The organism is Arthrobacter sp. P4_F11, assembly GCF_056401395.1.
On the sequence record NZ_JBFUJK010000015.1, the window covers coordinates 16109 to 39282 of the forward strand.

The 23174-nt window shown below is 67.3% G+C and carries 19 protein-coding genes; 7 read left to right on the top strand and 12 right to left on the bottom strand.

Annotation, left to right across the window (positions count from 1 at the left end):
• Positions 1 to 73 precede the first annotated feature (73 nt).
• Positions 74 to 1549, top strand: coding sequence for a sugar porter family MFS transporter (locus tag AC1DRO_RS16200; RefSeq protein ID WP_223914958.1), 1476 nt, complete (start codon positions 74 to 76; stop codon positions 1547 to 1549).
• Between the two features lie 119 nt (positions 1550 to 1668).
• Here AC1DRO_RS16200 and AC1DRO_RS16205 read toward each other — a convergent pair whose 3' ends face one another.
• The 5 genes from AC1DRO_RS16205 to AC1DRO_RS16225 form a co-directional block, all read right to left on the bottom strand.
• Positions 1669 to 2895, bottom strand: a complete 1227-nt coding sequence (locus AC1DRO_RS16205) for an MFS transporter (protein ID WP_476951613.1) — start codon at positions 2893 to 2895, stop codon at positions 1669 to 1671.
• A 39-nt stretch (positions 2896 to 2934) separates the two neighbouring features.
• Entirely contained in the window at positions 2935 to 3399 is a 465-nt protein-coding gene (locus AC1DRO_RS16210; RefSeq protein WP_476951614.1) for a MarR family winged helix-turn-helix transcriptional regulator, read from the bottom strand.
• A 183-nt stretch (positions 3400 to 3582) separates the two neighbouring features.
• Positions 3583 to 4731: a mannitol-1-phosphate 5-dehydrogenase gene (locus AC1DRO_RS16215; RefSeq protein ID WP_476943125.1), complete on the bottom strand. Its 1149-nt coding sequence runs from the start codon at positions 4729 to 4731 to the stop codon at positions 3583 to 3585.
• Positions 4731 to 6701 (bottom strand): PTS mannitol transporter subunit IICBA, encoded by a 1971-nt coding sequence (locus AC1DRO_RS16220; protein ID WP_243178064.1) that lies wholly within the window; start codon positions 6699 to 6701, stop codon positions 4731 to 4733. Before AC1DRO_RS16220 ends, AC1DRO_RS16215 begins: the two co-directional genes overlap by 1 nt.
• A gap of 58 nt (positions 6702 to 6759) precedes the next feature.
• The gene (locus tag AC1DRO_RS16225; RefSeq protein WP_028277575.1) at positions 6760 to 7488 is read right to left on the bottom strand and encodes a TetR/AcrR family transcriptional regulator; all 729 of its coding nucleotides are present in this window, start codon (positions 7486 to 7488) and stop codon (positions 6760 to 6762) included.
• Between the two features lie 184 nt (positions 7489 to 7672).
• Here AC1DRO_RS16225 and ptsP point away from each other — a divergent pair, with 184 nt between their 5' ends.
• The 3 genes from ptsP (at position 7673) to AC1DRO_RS16240 (ending at position 10147) form a co-directional block, all read left to right on the top strand.
• Complete coding sequence (gene ptsP, locus AC1DRO_RS16230; RefSeq protein WP_476951615.1) at positions 7673 to 9358, top strand: phosphoenolpyruvate--protein phosphotransferase; 1686 nt, start codon at positions 7673 to 7675, stop codon at positions 9356 to 9358.
• 22 nt (positions 9359 to 9380) lie between these two features.
• Complete coding sequence (locus tag AC1DRO_RS16235) at positions 9381 to 9803, top strand: helix-turn-helix domain-containing protein (protein WP_476951616.1); 423 nt, start codon at positions 9381 to 9383, stop codon at positions 9801 to 9803.
• Positions 9804 to 9877: 74 nt separating this feature from the next.
• Positions 9878 to 10147, top strand: coding sequence for a hypothetical protein (locus AC1DRO_RS16240; protein WP_476951617.1), 270 nt, complete (start codon positions 9878 to 9880; stop codon positions 10145 to 10147).
• 8 nt (positions 10148 to 10155) lie between these two features.
• Here AC1DRO_RS16240 and AC1DRO_RS16245 read toward each other — a convergent pair whose 3' ends face one another.
• A complete protein-coding gene (locus AC1DRO_RS16245) occupies positions 10156 to 11376 on the bottom strand; it encodes a PucR family transcriptional regulator (RefSeq protein ID WP_476951618.1) in 1221 nt (406 codons plus the stop codon).
• A 245-nt stretch (positions 11377 to 11621) separates the two neighbouring features.
• Here AC1DRO_RS16245 and ald point away from each other — a divergent pair, with 245 nt between their 5' ends.
• Positions 11622 to 12740: an alanine dehydrogenase gene (gene ald, locus AC1DRO_RS16250; RefSeq protein ID WP_476951619.1), complete on the top strand. Its 1119-nt coding sequence runs from the start codon at positions 11622 to 11624 to the stop codon at positions 12738 to 12740.
• 132 nt (positions 12741 to 12872) lie between these two features.
• Here ald and AC1DRO_RS16255 read toward each other — a convergent pair whose 3' ends face one another.
• From AC1DRO_RS16255 to AC1DRO_RS16280, 6 genes are all read right to left on the bottom strand, one after another.
• Entirely contained in the window at positions 12873 to 13928 is a 1056-nt protein-coding gene (locus AC1DRO_RS16255) for a Gfo/Idh/MocA family protein (RefSeq protein WP_476951620.1), read from the bottom strand.
• 139 nt (positions 13929 to 14067) lie between these two features.
• Entirely contained in the window at positions 14068 to 15765 is a 1698-nt protein-coding gene (locus tag AC1DRO_RS16260) for an ABC transporter family substrate-binding protein (RefSeq protein ID WP_476951621.1), read from the bottom strand.
• 69 nt (positions 15766 to 15834) lie between these two features.
• The gene (locus tag AC1DRO_RS16265; RefSeq protein ID WP_476951622.1) at positions 15835 to 18003 is read right to left on the bottom strand and encodes a dipeptide ABC transporter ATP-binding protein; all 2169 of its coding nucleotides are present in this window, start codon (positions 18001 to 18003) and stop codon (positions 15835 to 15837) included.
• Positions 18000 to 19022 carry an ABC transporter permease gene (locus AC1DRO_RS16270; protein ID WP_476951623.1) on the bottom strand — a complete coding sequence of 341 codons (1023 nt, stop codon included), beginning with the start codon at positions 19020 to 19022 and terminating at the stop codon, positions 18000 to 18002. The genes AC1DRO_RS16265 and AC1DRO_RS16270 overlap by 4 nt, the downstream gene beginning before the upstream one ends.
• A 2-nt stretch (positions 19023 to 19024) precedes the next feature.
• Entirely contained in the window at positions 19025 to 20011 is a 987-nt protein-coding gene (locus AC1DRO_RS16275) for an ABC transporter permease (protein ID WP_028277582.1), read from the bottom strand.
• A gap of 357 nt (positions 20012 to 20368) precedes the next feature.
• On the bottom strand, positions 20369 to 21001 hold the full coding sequence (locus AC1DRO_RS16280) for a TetR/AcrR family transcriptional regulator (protein ID WP_476951624.1): 633 nt from the start codon (positions 20999 to 21001) through the stop codon (positions 20369 to 20371).
• 126 nt (positions 21002 to 21127) lie between these two features.
• On the opposite strand from AC1DRO_RS16280, the gene AC1DRO_RS16285 reads away from it, so the two are divergent.
• Positions 21128 to 21691: an NAD(P)H-dependent oxidoreductase gene (locus AC1DRO_RS16285; RefSeq protein ID WP_018775397.1), complete on the top strand. Its 564-nt coding sequence runs from the start codon at positions 21128 to 21130 to the stop codon at positions 21689 to 21691.
• Positions 21692 to 21853: 162 nt separating this feature from the next.
• Positions 21854 to 23146 (top strand): aminotransferase-like domain-containing protein, encoded by a 1293-nt coding sequence (locus tag AC1DRO_RS16290; RefSeq protein WP_476951625.1) that lies wholly within the window; start codon positions 21854 to 21856, stop codon positions 23144 to 23146.
• Positions 23147 to 23174 lie beyond the last annotated feature (28 nt).

Below are 23174 nucleotides of genomic sequence, written 5' to 3' on the forward strand. Positions count from 1 at the left end.
GGCACGCCGGGTCGGGTGTAAGACTGTGTAGTTGCGGCGAAGGCCGTGGACCGCGAACTGCCAAGGGAGCCGTATGACCACCACCCATGACCAGACCGCCGCCAAGATCCCAAAAAGGGTCATTTGGCTGGCCGTAGCGGGCGCCGTCGGCGGCTTCCTCTTCGGTTTTGACTCCTCCGTCGTCAACGGCGCCGTCGACGCGATCAAGGACGAGTTCGCCCTCAGCGAGGCCGTGACCGGCTTCGCCGTCGCCGTGGCCCTCCTCGGCTGCGCGGCAGGGGCCTACCTGGCCGGCAAGATCGCCGACCGCTATGGCCGGATCCCGGCCATGAAGCTGGGCGCGCTGCTGTTCCTCGTCAGCGCCATCGGCACCGGGTTCGCGTTCGGCGTCTGGGACCTGATCTTCTGGCGCCTGGTGGGCGGGCTCGGCATCGGCCTGGCCTCGGTGATCGCGCCGGCCTACATTTCCGAAATCTCCCCCCGCCACGTCCGGGGCCGCCTGGCCTCGCTGCAGCAGCTGGCGATCACCACCGGCATCTTCGCCGCCCTGCTCTCCGACGCCGTGTTCGCGACGTCGGCCGGCGGCGCGGACCAGGCCCTGTGGCTTGGTTTGGAAGCCTGGCGCTGGATGTTCATGGCCGCCGCCGTCCCCGCGGTCGTCTACGGCTGGATCGCCTTCACCCTGCCCGAATCGCCGCGGTTCCTGGTGTTCCAGGGCAAGGACGAGGAGGCCCTCAGGGTCTTCAAGTCGATCGCCCCGGACGAGGACTCGGACCGGCACCTGCGCGACATCAAGAAGGCCATCGACGAGGACAAGCTCGCCGGCCAGAAGGGATCCCTGCGCGGCAAGGCCCTGGGCCTGCAGCCGGTGGTCTGGATCGGCATCATCCTGTCCGTGCTGCAGCAGTTCGTCGGCATCAACGTGATCTTCTACTACTCCACCACGCTGTGGAAGGCCGTGGGCTTCCAGGAAAAGGATTCGCTCACCATCTCCGTGGCCACCGCCGTCACCAACATCCTGGTCACGCTCGTGGCAATCGCCCTGGTGGACCGGATCGGTCGCCGTCCAATCATGCTGGCCGGCTCCATCGGCATGGCCCTCTCGCTGGGCACCATGGCGCTGGCCTTCGGCTCGGCCACCGGGTCCGGCGACGCGATCTCGCTGCCCGGGGCGTGGGGGCCGGCGGCGCTGGTCGCCGCCAACGTCTTCGTCATCAGCTTCGGCGCCTCCTGGGGCCCGCTGGTGTGGGTACTGCTGGGGGAGATCTTCCCGTCCCGGATCCGCGCCCGGGCCCTGGGCCTGGCCGCGGCCGCGCAGTGGATCGCCAACTTCGCCATCACCCTGAGCTTCCCGGTTATGGCCGCGGCCTCCCTGCCGCTGACGTACGCCATGTACGCGCTGTTCGCGGCGGCGTCGTTCTTCTTTGTCATGTTCAAGGTCCCGGAGACCAACGGCATGTCCCTGGAGCAGGCTGAAACCCTGTTCGTACCGAAGGGATCCGCGAAGGAAGCCGCCAAGGAATCCGCGAAAGAGTCCGCCAGGGCCTGAGCCGGCGCTTCCGTCAGGCGCGCCGCGCCTTCAGCGTCCCGACAAAGAACGCCCATGCTTCCTCGGAAGCATGGGCGTTCTTTGTGACCTCAGCGGGTTCTGCACAACAGCGGGCGTTGCTACACCACGTGCGGCTCGTGCGCCGCCAGGTAGCGGCGTCCGCCGAAGACGACGGCAATGGCGGCCACCATGGCCAGCGCGCCGGCAAAGAAGGGCACCTGCGGGCCGAAGTGCTCGCCCAGCTGCGCGGCGGCAAACGGTGCCAGGGCGCCGCCCATCCAGCGCACGAAGTTGTAGCCGGCCGAGGCCACCGGCCGCGGCGAGTCGGACACGCCCATGGCCAGTTCGGTGTAGATGGTGTTGTTGATGCCCAGGAGCGCCCCGGAAATGACGACGAGGACGACGACGGCCGGCACCGAGTGCCCGGCGGCCAGGCCCAGTCCCACAAGGTCGAGCATCAGCAGGACGAGGGTGCCGGTGAGGACCCGGACCGCTCCGAAGCGGTTCTGCAGCACAGGGGCGGCAAACACTGAGAAGACCGCGACGGCCACACCCCAGCCGAAGAACACCCCGCCGATCCCGTAGGCGTCCATGCCGAGGATGAAGGGCGTGAAGGCGAGGACGGTGAAGAAGCCGTAGTTGTAGAACAGGCCGCTGGCCGCCGTCGTCCGCAGCCCCTTGTGTCCGAGGGCCAGCAGCGGATCCCGGAGCCGGACTTTCCGCTCGGGCAGCGGAGTCCTGGGCAGCAGGGCAATGAGCGCGATGAATGCGGAGGCCATCAGCACGGCCGTGCCGAAGAACGGGGCGCGCCACTGCCAGCCGCCCAGCAGTGCGCCCAGGAGCGGGCCGAGGGAAATGCCCAGGCCGAGCGCGGCCTCGTAAAGGATGATCGCCGTGCCGGCGCCGCCACTTGCCACGCCGACAATCACGGCCAGCGCCGTGGCCACGAACAGGGCGTTGCCCAGCCCCCAGCCGGCGCGGAAGCCGATGAGCTCAGACACGCTGCCCGACGTGCCGGACAGGGAGGCGAACACGACGATGACCGCCAGCCCGATCAGCAGCGTCCGCTTCCCGCCGATCCGGGAGGACACGTAGCCGGTGATCAGCATGGCGACTGCGGTCACCAGGAAATAGCTTGTGAAGAGCAGTGACACCTGGCTCGGCGAGGCGTCCAGGTTCTTGGCGATCGCCGGCAGGATGGGGTCCACCAGCCCGATCCCCATGAAGGCGAACACCGCCGCGAGGGCCGTGGCCCACACCGCCTTGGGCTGTTTGAGCAGTGAGGCCCTTTCGGCCTCGAGGGTTACTTCCGCTGCCGGCAGGGTGTCGGCGGGCTGGCCGTGCATGGGGGCACTCCTAAAGTGATTGGAATTGTTGGGTGAAGATCAGGCCAGGAGCGTCGCGTTGATCCTGCCGATGACCGGGAGGGCGGCCGCGAGGGCGGCGCGGTCTTCGTCCGAAAGGGACGAGAGGACGCCGGCCATGACAGTGTTGCGGCGCTCGTTGGCGGATGCGACGGCGGCGAGGCCGGCGTCCGTGAGGGTGACCCGGACAGCGCGGGAATCGTCGGGGTCCGGCTCGCGCCGGGCGAGGCCGGCGCGCTCGAGCTTGATGATCTGCTCGGTGGCACTGGGCACCTTGACGCCGAGGTTCCGGGCGATTTCGCCCACCCGCACACCGCCCGCGGCGGGCCCGGCGTCCAACAGCATCTTGAGCATGCTGAGCTGGGCGGCGCTGAGTTCGCCGTCGGCGTCCAGGCGGCGGACGAGGTAGATGCTGTGGCGGAGGGCCTCGCGGAAGTCCTCGGCGAGAGCGAGGAGGCCCGGGTCAGCCGATTCACTGGCGTTCATAGTTAGGTAGCCTAACAGTTAGGTAACCTAATGGTCAACAGCCAGACCCTCCCTCACTTTTCGCGTCAAAAACACAGACCCTCCCTCACCAGAAGTGAGGGAGGGTCTGTGTCGGACAATCATCTGAGGGAGCGTCGCCCAAAAGCCCGCGCGATCTGAGGGAGCGTCGTTGGGCTGGAGCGGCTAGACGACCGCTTTGGCCTCCTCGATGAGGGAGGACACGGCGGCAAAGAGCGGGTGGTCCGCCGGCAGGCCAGTGATCTTCTCCGTGGCCTCGTCCGGCGTGGACGCGGAGAGGATTTTCGCCAGCTCCACGGCCTCGGCGTCGGCCGGATCACTGAAGCGCAGGGCCGCGGCGATGGCCCCGAGAAGCGCCTCGGGGACAATTCCGCGTTCGGCCAGCTCGGCAGCGGGACCGATGAAGCGCTCATGCCGGCTGAGTTTGCGCAGCGGGGCACGGCCCACCCGGGTGACGGTGTCCGGCAGGTGCGGGTTCGAGAAGCGGCCCAGGATTTTTTCCACGTACGCCTCCTGCTCGGCCCGGTTGAAGCCGTGCTTGGCCACCAGCAGCTCCTTGGTTTCGTCCAGGACGGCGCGCACATCGGCCGCGACGTCCTGGTCGGCCATGGCCTCGGAAATCTTGCCCAGGCCGGCCTCGAATCCGAAGTAGGCCGCCGCCGCATGCCCCGTGTTGACGGTGAACAGCTTCCGCTCGATATACGGTTCCAGATCGTCCACGAACGTCGCGCCCGGGACCACCGGCTCGTTCCCGGCGAACGGGGTACGGTCGATCACCCACTCATAGAACGTCTCCACCGTGACGTCCAGGCCCTGCCCGGCCTCCTGGTTCGGCACAATCCGGTCCACCGCCGTGTTGGCAAACACGGCGGCCGCGTCCAGGGCGCCCGCGGCCGGATCCCACTGGGCAACGACCTCGGACTTCAGGATGTCCGTGGCGTTGATCGCGTTCTCGCACGCCATCACCTGCAGCGGCGCCAGCCCGGCGGCACGGGCAGCAATCCCCTTGGCAATCACGGGCGCCACGAACTTCAGGATGTGCGGCCCCACGGCGGTGGTGACGATGTCCGCCGTCGCGATTTCCGCGACGACGTCGGCCTCCTGGGTGCCGGAGTTCAGCGCCCGGAAGTTGTTGACGGTACGGACTGCGGGGTTCTCTCCCACTTCGTGGACCTCGTAGCTGTCCGCGGCGGCCAGCTCGGTGATGAGGGCGTCCGCGACGTCGGCGAACACCACCTCGTACCCTGCGTCGTGCAGCAGCAGGCCCACGAAGCCGCGCCCGATGTTTCCGGCTCCGAAATGAACAGCCTTCACTAGGAGTTGACCTTTCCGAACAGGGCCAGCACTTCGTCAACCGTGGTGGCCGCCTCGAGCTGGGCCACCTGGGCCTTGTTGGTGAAGACCTTGGCGATTGAGGACAGGATGTGCAGGTGTTCGTTGTTGACGCCGGCCACACCGACGACGAACTTCACTTCCTTGCCGTTCCAGTCGATGCCGTTCGGGTAGCGGATAACGGAGACCGCCGACTTCATGATGTGGTCCTTCGCGGCATTGGTGCCGTGCGGGATGGCCAGGAAGCTGCCCATGTACGTGGAGACCGATTCCTCGCGTTCGTGCATGGCGTCCACGTAGCCGGAGTCGACGGCGCCGCGGTCCAGCAGAAGCTGCCCGGCCTCGTCGATCGCGGCGTCCCGCGTGGTCGCATGGCCGTTGAGGACGACGCTTTCGGCCACCAGGATGCCGGCGGGACCCTCCTCGGCTTCTGCCTCGGCGGCCGCGGGGGCGGTGCCGGCGGCGGCCGCGGCAGGGGCCGCGTCCGTGGTGCCGGCTTCCGTGTTGCTGGCCTCGACCAGTTCCACGATCTCGTCGTACCGCGGGCTGTTCATGAAGTTGTCCACAGAGACATGTACGGCGCTGGCGGTCGCGGGCTTGGCCCGTTCGGTCAGGTCCTGGTGGGTGATGACGACGTCGTACGTGTCGGTCAGGTTGGCGATCGCGGAGTTGGTGACCTTGACGTCCGTGAATCCGGCGGCCTTGATCTTGTTGCGGAGCACCGAGGCGCCCATCGCGCTGGAGCCCATGCCGGCGTCGCAGGCAAAGACGATGTTCTTGATCGGGGTGGCGAGGACGGCGACGCCGCTGGCGCCCACGCCCTCACCGATCAGGGCTGCGGACACCGAGCTCTTCTTGCCCTTCAGGGCCTCCATCCGGTGGGTGGCCTGATCGAGGTCGTCTTCGGCGGGCGCCTTGCTGGCTTTCAGGACCACCGAGGCGATCAGGAAGGACACGGTGGTGGCAAAGAGGACGGAGAGCGTCACGCCGACGTAGCTGTCGCGTGCCGTGGAGGCGTAGACCGCGATGATGCTGCCCGGGGCTGCCGGGGACCGGAGTCCGGCACCGGTGACCACGAGCGTAAAGATGCCGGTCATGCCGCCGCCGATTGCGGCGAAGATCGTCATCGGCTTCATCAGGACGTACGGGAAGTAGATCTCATGGATACCGCCGACGAACTGGATCACGGCTGCGCCCGGCGCGGACGCCTTGGCCAGGCCCTTGCCGAAGAAGGAAAAGGCGAGCAGGATGCCGAAGCCCGGACCGGGGTTGGCTTCAAGCAGGAACAGGATGGACTTGCCCTGCTCGAGCGCCTGCTGCGTGCCCAGCGGGGTGAGGATGCCGTGGTTAACGGCGTTGTTCAGGAACAGGACCTTTGCGGGCTCGATGAAGATGCTAGTGAAGGGCAGCAGGCCGTTGGTGACCAGGAATTCGACCACGGCGCTGGCGCCATTGCTGAAGGCCTTCACGATCGGGCCGACCACCAGCATGCCGACGACCGCCATGGCGGCGGCAACGATGCCTGCCGAGAAGTTGTCGATCAGCATTTCGAAGCCGGGCTTGACGCGGCCTTCCCAGATCTTGTCCAGCTTCATCATGATCCAGGCAGTGAGCGGGCCAAGGATCATGGCGCCGATGAACATGGGGATGTCGGTACCGACGATGACGCCCATGGTGGCCACCGCGCCCACCACGCCGCCGCGCACGCCGTAGACCATCCGGCCGCCGGTGTAGCCGATCAGCAGCGGGAGCATGTACGTGATCATGGGCCCGACAAGCTTGCCGAGCTCCGCATTGGGGAAGAAGCCGGCCGGGATGAAGAGCGCCGTGATGAAGCCCCAGGCGATGAAGGCGCCGATGTTGGGCATGATCATTCCGGACAGGAACGTCCCGAATTTCTGGACGTGTACGCGCATGCTGGTGCGTGGTTTCGCAACTGTCTCTGTTGCCATGTGAGTTCCTAACCGTCGTTCCCGCTGCATTGCAGGATGGTCCGATAATTTCGCCGAGCTAGCTGGTGGAGCTGTTGGAGATCCGGTGGAGCCATTCGAGGAAGAGCTTGAGTTCCGAGCTGGAGAGCTGGTCCGAGTGGGACGCCTGGAGGGCTGCGTTCAATGCGATGGCCGCCACAACCACTGAGGACTTTCCGCTGTCCACAGAACCGTTGTCCCGGGCCTGCTCGGTGGAAACCGCAAAGATCATGGCGTCGCGGGTCATGGCGGAGAGCTCGAGGTTCCGCTCCGGCACCTTTTCCGCGATCAGCATGAGGGTCATGCCCACATTGGCCGCCAGGATGGACCTGGCCGCCTCCTTGGGCGGGACGTTGAGCTGGCCGGAGACAGCCGCCTTGTTCAGCATTTCCTCCATGAGGGCCTCGGCATCGGCGACGATGGCCGGGCGGCTCTCAGGGCGGATGTTGCCGAACATGACGAGGTACAGTTCCGGCTGTTTCAGCCCGAACTGGACATGGTTGTCCCACATCCTCCGGATGTCCTCCAGAGGCTGGCCAGAGGGCGCGAAGTCCCGTTCGCCCGCGACATATTCGTCGAAACCTGCTGCGACGACGGCGTCGAACAGCCCTTCTTTGTCACCAAAGTGGTGGTAGAGGGTCGGCGCCGTAACACCGGCCAGCTGCGTGATCTGGCGGGTCGAGACTGCGGATCCGCCGGAGTTGGCCAGCAGCTCGGCGGCCGCACGCAGCAGCCGGGCTTTGGGTGGTAGCTGGCCATCGATACTCATAACCGCTACCCTAGCACCTATAGCAACGCTATATGAACTGCATCACATACAATTTTTTCAGGTGCCGTGACCCGCCCGCTGCCGTAGCCGTCAGCCGCGGGCGCAAATGATCAGCAGGGTCGCTGCGGCACCTGGTTTACCGGCTTAATGGCCACTGGCCTACGACAGAATATGAGGACCTTCAGTGCAGAACTTCCCAGGAGTAGGCGTTAGCCCCGGCCGCATCATCGGCACCGTCCGGCAGATGCCCAAACCGATCAGCGAACCGCCTGCCGGAGAGCAGCTTCCCGCCGGCGTCACGGCGGAGGACGCGACGGCGGCGCTGAAGGCCGCGGCGAAATCCGTCCACGACGAACTGAAGGCCCGCTCCGAGACCGTCTCGGGCGACGGCAAGGCCGTTCTCGAGGCCACGGCCCTCATGGCCACTGACACCATGCTGCTCAAATCCGCCGCCAAACTGATCGGCCGCGGCACCTCCGGGCAGCGTGCAATCTGGGAAGCCGGCGCCTCGGTCTCGGAGATGCTGCACAACCTGGGCGGCTACATGGCCGAGCGCGCCACGGACGTCCTGGATGTCCGCTCCCGGATCGTGGCGGAACTGCGCGGAGTCTCCGCGCCGGGCATTCCCGTGTCCTCCACCCCGTTCATCCTCATCGCCGAGGACCTGGCCCCGGCCGATACCGCCACCCTGGATCCGGAGAAGATCCTGGCCCTGGTCACCGCCGGCGGCGGTCCGCAGTCCCACACGGCGATCATTGCCCGCTCGCTGGGCCTGCCTGCCGTGGTCGCCGCAGCCGGAGTCGACGAGCTCGCCGACGGCACCGAGGTGTACGTGGACGGTGCGGCTGGCCTCATCACCGCGAACCCCGACGAGTCCCAGCGCGCGGCCGCAGCCCACTGGGCCGCCACCGCCTCACTGCTCGCCGCCTTCGACGGGACCGGCACGACGGCGGACGGCCACCTCGTGCCGCTCCTGGCCAACGTCGGCGGCGCCAAGGACGCCGTGGCCGCGGCCGGCCTGAACGCCCAGGGCGTGGGACTGTTCCGGACCGAATTCTGCTTCCTGGAGCGGGACACCGAACCGACCGTGGAGGAGCAGGCCGCCGCCTACCAGGGCGTCTTCGACGCCTTCCCGGGCAAGAAAGTGGTGCTCCGCACGCTCGACGCCGGCGCGGACAAGCCGCTGCCGTTCCTGACCGACGCCACCGAGCCCAACCCGGCCCTGGGCGTCCGCGGCTACCGGACCGATTTCACCACGCCGGGGGTGCTGGAGCGCCAGCTGCAGGCCATTGCCCTGGCGGAGAAAGCATCCGAGGCCGACGTCTGGGTGATGGCCCCGATGATTTCCACCGCTGAGGAAGCGGCCCGCTTTGCCTCGCTGTGCACTGCGGCAGGAATCAAGACGCCCGGCGTCATGGTGGAGGTCCCGTCCGCGGCGCTGACGGCCGAGGCCATCCTCCGCGAGGTCGGCTTCGCCAGCCTGGGCACCAATGACCTCACCCAGTACGCCATGGCAGCCGACCGCCAGCTCGGCCCGCTGGCCGCCCTGAACACCCCCTGGCAGCCGGCAGTACTGCGGCTCGTGGGCCTGACCGTGGAAGGTTCCGCGGCCGAGGGCCACAACAAGCCGGTGGGCGTGTGCGGTGAGGCCGCGGCGGACCCTGCCCTCGCCGTCGTCCTCACGGGGCTGGGCGTCACCACACTGTCCATGACGGCGCGTTCCATCGCGGCCGTCGCCGCCGTGCTGAAGACCGTCACCCTGGCCGAAGCGCGGGAGCTGGCCAAGCTGGCCTTGTCCGCGCCGAGCGCTACGGAGGCCCGGGCGTGGGTGCGGGCAAAACTGCCGGTCCTGGAGGACCTTGGGCTGTAGCGGCTGCCGCTAGGATGCACTCATGGCACTGATAGCCCCCCGGGTGACGGCCGGCCTCCCGGCCGAGGATGCGCAGAACCTCAGGTACGCCCTCGACGGCAGCCACGACATTACGGTGTTCGTGGACGGCACCGTCCACCGGCTGCCGCCCGCGGCGCGGGACGCCGTCGTCGATCTGCTGGGCCGCTTCAGCCGCGGCGACGCCGTGACGGTCAGCAGCGTCGAGGAAATGCTGACGACGTCCCGGGCCGCGGAGCTTGCGGGAATCTCGCACACATATCTGCGGAACATGACCGACCGCGGCGAGATCCCGGTGGAGTACCGCGGAACGCACCGCCGGATCCGGCTGGCCGACATCATGGCGTGGCTCGAAACGCAGAAGAAGAATGGTGCGGGCGCCGGGACGCCGGCCGGCCAGGATGACGAGGCTGCCGGTGCTTCATGAAGCAGTGATAAGGATCAAGCAACGATCCCTGTCCGGCGCGGAAGCACCGATATCCCGCGGGTTAAGCTTGGAATGTGGGTAAATTCAGAGGGTGGCACATCGTGGCAGGGATCGCCGCCATGCTGCTCGCTGGCATCTTCGGAACCGCGATGGGCCTGAACAACACCGCCACGTATTTGTCCAGCGGCGTCGCTTTCGTAGCGGTGTCGCTCTGGGTGGACAGCCGGATTTCCCGCCGCCGGAGTGCCGCCGGCATCGCCGGCCCCGGCCAGGACCTTGGCCAGGACGCTGGCCACGATGCGAAGCCGGCCCTCGACGCCGACCCCTCCAAGCGCGAGGGCTAAGCGCGCCGCTAGATTCTGGGCCGGCCAGCCCAGCGCCGCGCCTTGAGCCCGGCATGCAGTTCCAGCCGCACCATTCCCTTCAACGGGTCCACGCCCAGCAGCTGGCGTATCCGGCCGAGCCGGTTGTAAATGCTGCTCCGGTGCAGGTGCAGCTTGGCCGCAACCTCCTGGACCGAGCCGTCGTTGTCGTAGAACAGCTCCAGCACGGGCAGCAGCTCGTGGTTGCGGTCATGGTCCTCGAGGAGGCGGAAATACACGGAACCCGCGTCTGCCCAGGCCCCCGCGCCGCCGCCGGCCGAGGCCAGGAGCTGGTAGACGCCAGTGGCCTGGCAATCGACGAGCTCGCCCAGCTGGGGATCCACCGCCGCGGCCTGGGCCGCCTGCCGGGACTGCCGGTAGGCCTCGGCCAGTTCCCGGGGCTTGGCGAATCCCTCGGACGTGCCCAGGATGATCCGCCGGACCGTGCGCCCGGAGCGTTTGGCGAGCTCGAGCTGGTAGTGAACCAGCACCTGGGCATGGTCGGCGCGTCCCGTGGATTCCTTGAAGAGCACCACCGCGTGGGTCTCCGTGCCGGCGCTGAACAGTGCGGCGTCCACCCCGATGGTCGCCTGCAGCGCCGCGGAGCGGTGAATAAGCGTGTCGGCGATGGGATCCGAGCCCCCGGCCCAGCCATCCGCGTCCAGGACGGTCACCAGCTGCCAGGGCCCCTTGCCCTGGACCTCTTTCCAGCCCGCGACGGCCGCCGCCGCGTTGGCCTCCCCGGCGCACGCGGCCAGGAACTCCTGCTCGCGCCGGCGCCGGAACTCGGACTCCGCCGTGTTGGAATCCAGCAGCAGGGAGGACAGCTGCTCCAGCTCCGGCGCCACGTCCGGCAGCTGACCCAGGACGGTCGCAGCGCTGGGTTCCCCGGCGTCGAGCTGGACCCACAGGTACCCCACCCGGAAGCCCCGGACCAACAGCGGCACGCACACGCGCCCGAGCATGCCGAGGTCCGCGTTGGCCGGCACGACGACCGGCCGGACCGCCGTCGCGATCCCGTGGGAGAGCTGCCACGCGATGACATCCACGGGGACCCGCTTGCTGAGCAGGAAGTTCACCCGGACGCGGTCCGCATGGGATTGGTTGGAGCTGTAGGCGAGGAGCAGACCGTCGAGGTCCTCGAGGGAGAGGCCGCGGCCCAGCCGCTGCGCCACCTGCTCCACGAGCTGCTCCACGTCCTGCTGCTGCATCCTGCCAGACTACTGCCCCCGCCCGCCGCACTGCGAATGCATCCGGGACGGACACGAGCCGACACCTGACGTCTGCGCCCTCGACAAATGTCTATCCCAGGTTTTGAAAAACCCCGGAATGACGCGGCGGGCGCCCAATCCCCGGCGGCGGCACCTGTCGCGTGCCTCACAGCGGGATTTATTCTGGAAGTACGAATCCCCCGCTCATCCAGGCCCACGAGGCCACCAGCTACTGGAGCTAACAAATGATCATCGGCGTACCCAAAGAGATCAAGAACAACGAGTTCCGCGTCGCCATCACGGCGGCCGGCGTCCATGAATTCCGGACCCACGGCCACGAGGTCCTCGTCGAGCGCGGCGCGGGCCTGGGCTCCGGCATCACGGATGAGGAATACGCGATCGCCGGTGCCGAGATCGTCGCCGAAGCCGACGACGTCTGGGGCCGCGCGGACATGGTGCTGAAGGTCAAGGAACCGGTCAAGGCCGAATACCACCGCTTCCGCAAGGGCCTGATCCTCTTCACCTACCTGCACCTGGCCGCCGAACCGGAACTGACCCAGGCCCTGATCAACTCCGGCGTCACCGCCATCGCCTACGAGACCGTCCAGGAGGGCAGGTCCCTGCCGCTGCTGGCCCCGATGTCCGAGGTTGCCGGCCGGCTGTCCGTACAGGTCGGCGCCACGTCCCTGATGGCCCCGGCAGGCGGCAAGGGTGTGCTGCTCGGCGGCGTCCCGGGCGTCCGTCCGGCCAAGGTCGTTGTCCTCGGCGCCGGTGTTGCCGGCACCAACGCCGCCGCCATGGCCCTGGGCCTGGGTGCCGACGTCACCATCCTGGACATCAACATCAACCGCCTGCGCGAACTGGACGCCCAGTACCAGGGCCGCCTGAAGACCGTCGCGTCCAACTCCTACGAGATCGAGAAGTCCGTGGTCGACGCCGACCTCGTGATCGGTTCGGTCCTGATCCCGGGCGCCAAGGCACCGAAGCTCGTCACCAACGAGCTCGTGTCCCGGATGAAGCCCGGCTCCGTGCTGGTGGACATCGCCGTGGACCAGGGCGGCTGCTTCGAGGACACGCACCCCACCACGCACCAGGAACCGACGTACAAGGTCCACAACACGATCTTCTACTGCGTCGCCAACATGCCCGGCGCCGTCCCGAACACCTCCACGTACGCGCTGACCAACGTCACCCTGCGCTACGCCGTCTCACTGGCGAACCTGGGCGTCAAGGCTGCGTTTGAGCGCGACGCCGCCCTGGCCGCCGGCCTGAACATCGCCGGCGGCAAGGTTGCCCACCGCTCGGTCTCCGAGGCGCACAACCTGCCCCTCATCGCCGACTGGCACGAGCTGGTCTCCGCGTAGCCAGCACCGTGTAACCAACACATCTCCGCGTAGCGGCACTTCATCGGCTGCTCGGCAACCGCCCTTTTGGACCCCCAGAACGGCAGTTGCAGAGCAGCCGATGGCTGTTTAAGCCCGCACCGTGCCGAGAACCTAGGCGAGGGACCGTGCCTGCTCGATCAGCTGCAGCACCTGGAGCGGGCCCGCGGGGTCGACGGGGACTGGCAGCGCCGAGCCGGCGCCGCCGTCGGCGATCTTGGCGGCCAGGATCCGGTAGAACTCGGGGTAGGCGCCGCGTTCGGTGGGCAGCCGGTCCAGGTGCCCGTCGCGCCCCAGCAGCCCGGCCCAGTCCGGATCTTCCACGCCGTAGTCGGCATCCAGCGGGCTTCCGCCGGCCAGGATGTACGGCTCCTGCGGGTCCACGCCGTGCTTGGTGAAACCGCCCTCGCTGCCCAGGATGCGGTAGCGCGGGCCCTGCTGGGCGCACAGCATGTTCATCCACAGGTGGCTGGTCACCCCGGAGCTGTGCCGCAGGACCACGAAAACGTCGTCGTCCGCCTTGGCTCCGGGCCGCCGGGCCGCCAGTTCCGCGTGAATGACCGTGGCCGGCCCAAAAAGCTGTACGGCCTGGTCCAGCAGGTGGGTGCCGAGGTCAAACAGCACCCCGCCGCCGTCGTCCGCCGTTGCGGCCGCCTTCCATGCTTTGGGGACGTCGGGCGACCACCGCTCGAAGCGGGACTCAAAGCGGCTCACGGTGCCGAAGGCTCCGGTGTCCATGAGGGCCTTAACGGTGAGGAAGTCGCCGTCCCAGCGCCGGTTCTGGAACACCGTGAGCACCCGGCCCAGCCGCCCGGCCAGGTCGATGAGCTCCTGCCCCTCGGCGCTGCTGGCAGCGAAAGGCTTGTCGACGACGACGTCGAGTCCGGCTTCCAGCGCCGCTTTCGCGAGTGGGTAGTGGGTGGCGGGCGGCGTGCCGAGCACCAGCAGGTCCAGTTCGCCGGCGAGCTCCAGGATATCGGCCGGGGTGTCCACAATCCGGGCGCCGGGGTACCGGGCGGACGCGGCGGACTGCCGGCCGGCGTCGGACGTGGAGATCATGTCCAGGGAAAAGGCGGGGTCGGCGGCGAGCAAGGGCGCGTGGAAGACGCTGCCCGAGAGGCCAAAGCCGGCGACGGCCGTGCGGACAGGCCGGGTTGAATCGTTGCTCATGGTGCCAAGGCTACCGGCTGGGCATGCACCGGGGCGCCTGTCCATCAGGGCCTAATCGAACGAGGCCGGTGCCGCCCGGATGGTTCCGGGGGCACCGGCCTCGGCCGTGCTGCTTGTTAGTGCGTGGTGCTTGTCAGAACTAGCTCTTCTGCCAGCCGACGACGCTCCAGTCCGGGGTCTGGAACAGGGCTGCACCGTAGTTGGCCAGGCCGGTGCGGGCGAAGTAGATCTGCGGGCCGTTCATGATGACGCCCATCGAGAAGTACTTCTCCATGTGCTTCTTCTCGACGTCCATGGCGGCCTTGTTGCGCTGGGCGTCATCCTGGATGGACGCGAGGTCCTTGATGGCCTTGTCCAGTTCGGCGTCGCCGAGTTCGTTCTCGTTGGTCTTGGAATCGTAGAACTGCTTCACGCCGGAGGTGGCGTCGGCGCCTACCGTGTAGCCGCTGATGGTGAGCTGGAAGTCGCGGCTGCCAACCACCTTGCCGAAGTCGGCGTCACCGCGCTGGTCGATGCCAACGTCCATGCCGGCCGCCTGAAGCTGCTTCTGCAGCGTCTGCACGGTGGCGAGGCCGGTGGGGTCGTCACCGAAGTTGGTGATCTTGAACGACGCCGGGACGCCGTCCTTTTCCATGATGCCCTTGGCGTTGGCCTTGTAGCCGGCCTCGGTCAGGACCTTCTTGGCCGCGTCGGCGCCGGTTTCCTTGACCGGGTAGTTGTCCTGGTAGTACTTCGAGAACGGCATCAGCATCATCGAGCCCGAGCTGTTCTCTTCCCAGTTCAGTCCGCCAAAGCGGACGGCGCGGATGGCAGGACGGTCCACGGCGGTGAAAATTGCCTTGCGGACTGCGACGTCGGTGAGCGGGGCCTTGAGGGCGTTGAGGTTCAGGCCGCCAGCGAAGAGGCGCTGACCGCGGCGGACCTCGGAGTTCTTCGTGCCTTCGAGCTGCTTGTACTTCGTCAGCGTGCGGCCGTCGGCCATGTCGATCTCGCCGTTCTTGAAGGCGGCGATCTCGGCGCTGGCCTCCAGCTGGCGGAAGATCACCTTGTCCAGGACCGGCTTCTCGCCCCACCACTTGTCATTCGGCACGAGGGAGACAGTCTTCGCGGCGGAGTCAAACTTGTCGACCTTGAACGGGCCTGCCATCCACTCGGGGTGCAGTTCGCCCGTGAAGCCGGTGTTGAAGATTTCGGGAGTGTTCACGGTCTGCGGGATGAAGCCGCCGAACATGTCACTGAGCGGGTACACCGGCTGTGTGGTGGTGACAACGACTTCCTTGTCGCTGCTTCCCGCCTTGACGGAGTCGATGAACTCGTAGGCGCCGGAGCTGACGATGTCGATGTCCTTGTTCTGGCCATTGAGCATCTTCCACGTGTTCTCGAACGTGGCGGCGTTGATCGGGGTGCCGTCGTTGTAGGCGGCCTTCGGGTTGATCTTGATGGTGATGGTCTGCTTGCCACCTTTGACCTCGCTCTTGAAGTCTTCGCAGAAGTTCTTGTTGAGGTTAGCGGTGCCGTCGAAGTCCAGCTTCCAGCAGCCCACGTAGCCGGCCTCGTCGATCGGGTAGTGCAGTTCAGTGTTGTCCGCTGAGTTGCCCGCGTTGGAGAAGCCGTTGAAGTCCGGTCCGATGTTGCCCAGGGGCAGTGTTACGGTACCGCCCTGCTGCAGGTCGGCGGCCTTCTTGGCGTTGACGCTGACCAGCTTGCTCAGGTCGCCGGAGGCATCCTGTGCCTTGGCGCTCTGGGCGGTGGTTGAGGCGCCACCGCTGCCGCAAGCGGTCAGCGCGAGGGCCGCCACGACGGCCGTGAGGCCGCCGATCCTGGTCCGATTTTTCATGTGATCCCCTTCATTTTTTTCATGCGAGTGTGATGCGTGGGTTCTCGGGTGGTGTGCTGGTCCGGTGATTCAGTGGTTTTCGTGGACAACGACCATGTCCGCGTCCAGTTCGCCGTCCGGGTAGAAGCAGGCGAACTGCTGGTCGGTGGCGGACGCTTCGAGGGCCGGCTCCAGGGTCAGGCACTTCTCCTGCCTGGCCGGCGGCAGGGCCGCGAACACGGGACAGCGGGTGGCGAAGTTGCAGCCTGCCGGCGCTTCCAGCGGCGAGGGCAGGTCGCCCTGGAGGATGATCCGCTCGCGGGTCCGCTCCAGCTCCGGATCCGGTACCGGGATCGCGGAGAGCAGGGCACGGGTATAGGGATGGCGGGGGTTGTCGAAGACGGCATCGACGTCGCCGATCTCCACGATCTTGCCCAGGTACATGACGGCAACGCGGTTGGAGATGTGCCGGACCACGGAGAGGTCATGGGCCACCATGAGGTAGCTGAGGCCGAGTTCGGCACGGAGCTTGTCCAGGAGGTTGATGACGCCGGCCTGCACCGATACGTCGAGGGCGGAGACGGGCTCATCCAGGACCACCAGCCGGGGGTTCACCGCGAGGGCGCGGGCAATGCCGATGCGCTGGCGCTGGCCGCCGGAGAACTGGTTGGGGAACCGGTTGACGTGGTCCGCCTGCAGGCCCACCAGCTCCATGAGCTCCATGATCCGCTTCCGGATGGCAGCCTTGGGCATGCCCAGGTTTTCCATCGGCTCGGCCAGGACCTCGTAGACGGTGAAGCGCGGATCCAGTGCCCCGGTGGGATCCTGGAACACCATCTGCAGTTCCTTGCGCATGGCGCTCTTGGCCCGGGCGTCCGCGGCCTGCTTGTTGCTCAGCCCGCCGATCACCACCTCGCCGTCCTGGTCCTTGTGGAATTCCATGATTTCCAGCAGGGTGGTGGTCTTTCCGCAGCCCGACTCCCCCACGATCGAGAAGCACTCGCCCTCGCGGATATCGAAGCTCAGCCCGTCCACGGCCTTCACCGTGCCGATCCTGCGCTTGATCAGGGCGCCCTTCATCAGCGGAAAGTGCTTCCTGACGTCGCGGAGTTCCAGGACAGTCTTGCGTTCGTGCCGGGGAAGGCTGTCAAAGCGGGATACCGGCACGGCCGGGACGGCGAAGACCGTATGGACATCGACGTCGGCGAGGGCCTCGCTCTTGATGCACGCGGCGCTGTGCCCGGTGCCGGGCGCCACCGCCCGAAGGTCCGGTTCGCCGTCGAGGCAGGCCTCGCTGGCCAGCGGGCACCGCGGCGCGAACGAACAGCCTGTGGGCGGCTGAGTGAGGTTCGGGGGGATGCCGTCGATCGGCACCAGCGACGATTTTTCCGCGACGTCCACGCGCGGGACCGCACCGAGCAGGCCCATCGTGTAGGGCATCCGCGGGCTGTAGTAGATGTCATCGACGCTGCCGGTCTCCACCGGCCTGCCGGCGTACATCACCATGATGTCGTCCGCCATGCCGGCGACCACGCCGAGGTCGTGCGTGATCATGACGACGGCGGCGCCGGTCTCCTCCTGGGCGGCGTGGAGCACCTCGAGGACCTGCGCCTGGATCGTGACGTCCAGCGCCGTCGTCGGCTCATCGGCGATCAGAACCCGCGGGTTGTTGGCGATCGCGATGGCGATCATGACGCGCTGGCGCATGCCGCCGGAGAACTCGTGCGGGAAGGCCTTGAGCCGGTCCTTCGGGCTGGGGATGCCGACCAACCCCAGGAGTTCGACGGCGCGGGTCTCCTTGGCCTGCTTGCTCATGGTCGGGTTGTGGACGGTCAGGGCCTCGATGATCTGGGTGCCGACCGTGTAGACCGGGGTCAGGGAGGACAGCGGGTCCTGGAACACCATGGCGAGGTCGCTGCCGCGGTGGCGGCACATGGCCTTGTCGCTGAGCCCCAGGAGCTCCTTGCCCTGCAGCCGGACGGAACCGGTGATTTCCGCCGTCGGGGGCAGCAGGCCCATGATCGCCATGGACGTGACCGATTTGCCGGAGCCGGACTCGCCCACGACGCCCAGCGTCTTGCCGGGCATCACGTCGAAGTCGACGCCGCGGACCGCGTGCACCACGCCGTTTTCCGTGTTGAAGCGGACGTTGAGGTCCCGGACGGAGAGGACCGCGCTGGCGGGGGCGTGCAGCCCGGCGGCGTGGAGGCGCTCGGCGGTGCCTTGGGCGGTGTCCCGTGCGGTGGTGTTGCTGGTCATTTGCTCTTCTTCTGTTTCTTGCCGGTGGCGCCGCCGGTGGCGTTGCCGGTGGCGCTGCCAGTGGCCTTGCTCCTCTTGGCGCGGCCAACGGAGCTGGAGCTGGGGTCGAACGCGTCGCGGAGGCCGTCGTTCATCATGGCGAGCGAGCCGGTCAGCAGGAACATTACGATCAGGGGCGCCCAGAACATCCACGGAAAGGTGGAAACCTGGGAGGTCGACTGGCCGATCAGGACGCCCAGGCTCACGTCGGGGACCTTGATGCCGATGCCGATGAAGGAGAACGCGACCTCGGCGAGGATGGCGCCGGTGACGCCGCGGGTGACTTCCAGGACCAGCAGGGAGCCGATGTTCGGCACGAGGTGGCGCCAGACGATCCGGTGCGGCGGGATGCCCATGTACTGGGAGGCTTTGACGAAGTCACGCTGCATGAGGGAAAGCGACAGGGACCTGATGAGGCGTGCGGTCCCCATCCAGCTGAAGACCAGCAGCACGATGATGAGCAGCAGCCAGCTTGGGATGGTGTTCTTCAGGCCGTTGGCGCCGCCGCTCGTGGCCACCGCGACGACCAGCAGGGCGGGCATCATGATCAGGGCTTCGAGGATGAACAGCATGACCTTGTCCACCTTGCGGCCGAAGAACGCCATGGTGCAGCCGTAGACGGCGGCGATCAGCACCGAGACGAGGCCGACGACGACGCCGATCAGGATGGAGACCCTGGTGCCCTCGACGGTCAGGGCGTAGAGGTCGATCCCGGCCTGGGAGGTGCCCAGGAGGTGCTCCGCGGAGGGCGGCATGCCGATGTTGAAGGGGTCGATGGTCTCCTTGTCCCAGCTGCCGAAGAAGCCGCCGATGAAGGAGAAGAGGGTCAGGGCCAGGAAGATGGCGAGGCCGGCGACGGCTGTCCGGTTGCGCAGGAAGCGCCGCAGGATGATGCGCGACTTGCCGATCACGACCTCGTCGTCGCCGAACTTTCCTTCGTCCAGGACGGCGGCCGGGTCAATCGTGTTGAGGTTGGTCATGATTACTGCACCCGCACTCTCGGGTCCACGAGCGTGGTGGCGAAGTCGGCGAGGATCGCTCCGACCGCGAAGATGACGGAGCCGTAGGCGAGGGTCGCGGTGGCCGCGTTGACGTCCTGCAGGGCGATCGAGTCGATGGACCAGGACCCGACGCCGTGCCAGGCGAAGATTTTCTCGGCGAAGAAGCCGCCGGCGAAGATGGCCGGGATGGTGAACGCAATGCTCTGCGCCACGGGGATGAAGGACACCCGCAGGGCGTGCCGGCTGATGGCCTGGTTGCGGGTCAGGCCCTTGGCCCGCGCCGTCCTGACGAAGTCGGCGTTGACGTTGTCCAGCAGATACTGGCGCTGGGCGATCTGGTACGCGCCCCAGCCCACAATTGTGATGGCGAACGTGGGCACGGCGTAGTGGGCGAGCATGTCGACGAACTGGGCCCAGCCGTCGCCGTCCAGGCCCGGGGTGGAGATGCCGGTGACAAAGAAGACCCGCTCCCCGACCGACTCGTTGATGTTGATGGCGCCCAGCTGCACCAGGAAGTAGGCGATCGGGGCGGGGACGATGTACATGAGGTAGCTGTACGAGGTGATGGCCCGGTCCGAGGCCTTGTACTGGCGGGCTGCGGTGAAGACGCCGAGGGCGACGCCGATCACGAGGGTCAGGATGATCGAGGCCAGGAAGAGCCGGGTTGAGATCCAGACCCGGTCGCCGAACTCGGCGTTGATGAAGGCGCCGTTGGGGCTCCGTCCCCAGTCCCAGCGGGTGAGAATGGCGGTGAGCCAGTCGACGTAGCGCTCCCACGGGTTGAGGGTGGGATCGAGCCCCTTGAGCCGGAAGGAATTGACCACCTGCTCGGGCGTGGGCCGCGGAATCCGCTCCTGCTCCAGCAGCGCCGGCTGCAGCGTGCTCACGGCCAGGAGATAGCCGGCGCTGGTGGTCAGGAAGATCATGAAGACGTACGTGAGCGCGCGTTTGGCGAGATATCGAAGCATGGAGCGGCTAGTTCTGGATCGCCGTTGCCTGAGCAGATCCGGGCGTCACGGCTGCGGCCGCACGGGCGGGCCCGCTTGTGCCGGGGGCAAGATTATTCACAACGTCGATCCTTCCGTCGTCCCCATCCGGCAGCGGGTTCCGCGGCCGGTTCGGGAGTATGGGCCAGCTGGTTTCCGGCCGCCCGCATGCCTTGCGGCTGAGCCCTTGTGGGCTATGTTGCGGGTCACATTCCAGAGGAAGCTATCACATTAGCCGGGCTCCGCCGGGCTCTCACGGGCCGCGACACGGCGGCTTCGCTGCAGATCGTTATGAATAACTCCGTGGAATGGATTTGACCCACGGAACCGGCTGCGCCGCTAGGGACCGCACACTACGCGCGTGACAAGCTCCCGCCAGGTGTCCGCAAGGCGCTCCGGCGCAATCCCGTGCACGCCGACGGAATGGAGCAACAGTTCCGGCTCCAGCGACGCCCCGAGGGCCGACGCCATGACCCACGGGTCCGCCGTCACGCCGGCTTCGCGCAGCAGCATCTCGAGATGACGGCGCCAGAGGACGGCCGGCGGGACATCGAACCTGTTGTAGACCGAGGCGTCGGCGGCCCGCGCGAGCTCCCCGAATTCCAGGATCCAGTCTATGCGGGCGGCGCCCACGGCGATCAGCCGCTCCAGGGGCGGCGCGCCGGGACCTACCGGGGGCGGACCAAACATGAACCGGCCCTGGAATTCGGCCTCGGCGTCGCTAAGGAGCGCCATCATCAGCCCGGCACGGCTGCCGAACCGCCGGAAGACCGTCCCTTTTCCAACTCCGGCGCGCTGCGCCAGCCGGTCCATGGTGAGAGCGTCGACGCTGGATTCCTCAACGATTTCCCGGGCGGCGCAGAGCAGGAGCTCCCTGTTGCGCATCGCGTCGCTGCGCGCTGATTCTGCGGCGGGCGCGGCGGGGCGCCCTGCCCCGGACTGGGCACCGGGACGGATCGGGATGAGGCTCACACCGCTGATTCTAGCGCCCCGGAATATAACCGGACCGCAGTCCGTTTAGCATGGGTGAAGGCCCCCAAAGCCTCACGATCCACCAGCCGCCGGAATCACCCCGCGGCGTGATGCACAGGAGTACACATGTCCAAGAAGACCATCCTCACTCTCGTCGGCAGCCTTCGCGCCGGCTCCACCAACCTGCAGCTGGCCGAGGCCATCGCGCTCAACGCCCCGGAACAGGTGGACGTGGTCATTCACGAGAGCCTGGGCAACATCCCCTTCTACAACGAGGACATCGACGTCGAAGGCCAGGTGCCCGCGGCCGCCGCCGCCCTGCGGGCCGCCGCCAACGAGGCCGACACCATCCTGCTGGTGACGCCGGAGCATAACGGCACCGTCCCGGCATCGCTGAAGAACGCCATCGACTGGCTGTCCCGCCCCTTCGGCGCAGGCGCCCTGTCCGGCAAGCCCACCGCGGTTGTCGGAACCGCCTTTGGCCAGTTCGGCGGCGTATGGGCCCAGGACGAGGCCCGCAAGGCCGTCGGCATCGCCGGCGCCCAGGTCCTCGAAAACGTCAAGCTGGCAGTCCCGGGCTCGATGGTCCGCTTCGCCGAGGTCCACCCCAAGGACGACGCCGAAGTTGTCGAGCAGATCAAGGGCGTGTTCGACGCACTGGCCGAGGCTCCCGCTGCGGAAGCGGCGTAAGCTACCGCACCCCGCGCTCCGCGCCAGATACCTCCCGGGCCCCCGGCAGCCGTGTGCCGCCGGGGGCCCCGGGCCGCGCGGAGCATCCCGCCGATTTCAGCCCTGGCATTGTCTGGAAACAATCGTTTCCCCCAAGACAACACGGGTAGTATCCTTGGGTTTGTGACCCACGAAACACTTGATGCCGCCGCAGCAGTACTTCCGGCCGAGGCCATTGACGCAATCGAACGTGCGGCTACGTCCGCCCACCGCCACGAGATCCTGTTCTCGGAGCGCGCAGCAAATATCAAGCAGTCGGCGGTCCGGGATGTCTTCGACATCTCGATGCGCCCCGGCCTCGTCTCCCTCGCCGGGGGCAGCCCCTACCTGCAGTCCCTGCCGCTGGAACGCCTGGGCCAGACCGCCGCGAAGATCATCGCCGAGCAGGGGATGACCGCCCTGCAGTACGGCGGCGGCCAAGGCACTGAAGAGCTCCGCATCCAGATCTGCGAGGTCATGGCGGCCGAGGGGATCCTGGACGCCGACCCCGCGAACATCGTCATCACGGCCGGCTCGCAGTCCGCGCAGGATGTGGCCACCAAGGTTTTCTGCAATCCGGGCGACGTGGTCCTCGTCGAGGACCCCACCTATGTCGGGGCCCTCAACACCTTCGAGGCCTACCAGGTGGAGGTCGAAACGGTGCCGATGGACGGTGACGGCATCATCCCTGATCTGCTGGAGGCAAAGATCGCGGCCCTCCAGACCGCGGGCAAAAACGTCAAATTCCTCTACACCATTCCCAGCTTCAACAACCCGTCCGGCATCACCCTGTCCGAGGAACGCCGGCAATCCGTGGTGGATATATGCCGTCGCGCGAATATTCTGGTGCTGGAGGACAACCCCTACGGCCTGCTCCGCTTCGACGGCAAGCCGCTCACCCCCCTGCGGGCGGCCAACCCGGATGACGTCATCTACATGGGGTCCTTTTCCAAGATCTTCGCCCCGGGCCTGCGGATCGGCTGGGCCCTGGTCCCGGCCCACCTGCAGCGCAGGTACTACCTGGCGTCGGAGGCCGTCACCCTGTGCCCGCCGACGCTGAACCAGATGCTGGTGTCGGCCTATCTGCGCGACTACGACTGGCGCGGCCAGATCGAGACGTACCGTGGGCTGTACCAGGAACGCTGCGAGGCAATGCTGGCCGCCCTGGCCGAATACATGCCGGAGGGACTGACCTGGACGCGCCCCGAGGGCGGCTTCTTCGTGTGGGTCACGCTGCCCGACGGCGTGGATACTTACCCGCTGCTGAGGAAGGCCATCGACGCCGGCGTCGTCTTCATTCCGGGAGCGGCCTTTACGAACTCGGACGACTCGTCGAACAAGATCCGGCTGGCGTTCAGCGCGGTTCCGCCCGAATCGATCCGCGAGGGTGTGCGGCGGCTCGCGCCGGTCCTGCGGGAAGCCCTGGCCGCCCTGTAGCGTGAACAGCGGCAGGATCCACGCGGGG

Excerpts from the sequence above, each read along its gene's own strand:
- AC1DRO_RS16275 (WP_028277582.1), bottom strand. The coding sequence starts at position 20,011 with ATGCTTCGATATCTCGCCAAACGCGCGCTCACGTACGTCTTCATGATC.
- AC1DRO_RS16205 (WP_476951613.1), bottom strand. The coding sequence starts at position 2,895 with ATGCACGGCCAGCCCGCCGACACCCTGCCGGCAGCGGAAGTAACCCTC.
- AC1DRO_RS16260 (WP_476951621.1), bottom strand. The coding sequence starts at position 15,765 with ATGAAAAATCGGACCAGGATCGGCGGCCTCACGGCCGTCGTGGCGGCC.
- AC1DRO_RS16210 (WP_476951614.1), bottom strand. The coding sequence starts at position 3,399 with ATGAACGCCAGTGAATCGGCTGACCCGGGCCTCCTCGCTCTCGCCGAG.
- ald (WP_476951619.1), top strand. The coding sequence starts at position 11,622 with ATGATCATCGGCGTACCCAAAGAGATCAAGAACAACGAGTTCCGCGTC.
- AC1DRO_RS16235 (WP_476951616.1), top strand. The coding sequence starts at position 9,381 with ATGGCACTGATAGCCCCCCGGGTGACGGCCGGCCTCCCGGCCGAGGAT.
- AC1DRO_RS16200 (WP_223914958.1), top strand. The coding sequence starts at position 74 with ATGACCACCACCCATGACCAGACCGCCGCCAAGATCCCAAAAAGGGTC.
- AC1DRO_RS16285 (WP_018775397.1), top strand. The coding sequence starts at position 21,128 with ATGTCCAAGAAGACCATCCTCACTCTCGTCGGCAGCCTTCGCGCCGGC.
- AC1DRO_RS16270 (WP_476951623.1), bottom strand. The coding sequence starts at position 19,022 with ATGACCAACCTCAACACGATTGACCCGGCCGCCGTCCTGGACGAAGGA.
- AC1DRO_RS16265 (WP_476951622.1), bottom strand. The coding sequence starts at position 18,003 with ATGACCAGCAACACCACCGCACGGGACACCGCCCAAGGCACCGCCGAG.
- AC1DRO_RS16245 (WP_476951618.1), bottom strand. The coding sequence starts at position 11,376 with ATGCAGCAGCAGGACGTGGAGCAGCTCGTGGAGCAGGTGGCGCAGCGG.
- AC1DRO_RS16220 (WP_243178064.1), bottom strand. The coding sequence starts at position 6,701 with ATGGCAACAGAGACAGTTGCGAAACCACGCACCAGCATGCGCGTACAC.
- AC1DRO_RS16225 (WP_028277575.1), bottom strand. The coding sequence starts at position 7,488 with ATGAGTATCGATGGCCAGCTACCACCCAAAGCCCGGCTGCTGCGTGCG.
- AC1DRO_RS16255 (WP_476951620.1), bottom strand. The coding sequence starts at position 13,928 with ATGAGCAACGATTCAACCCGGCCTGTCCGCACGGCCGTCGCCGGCTTT.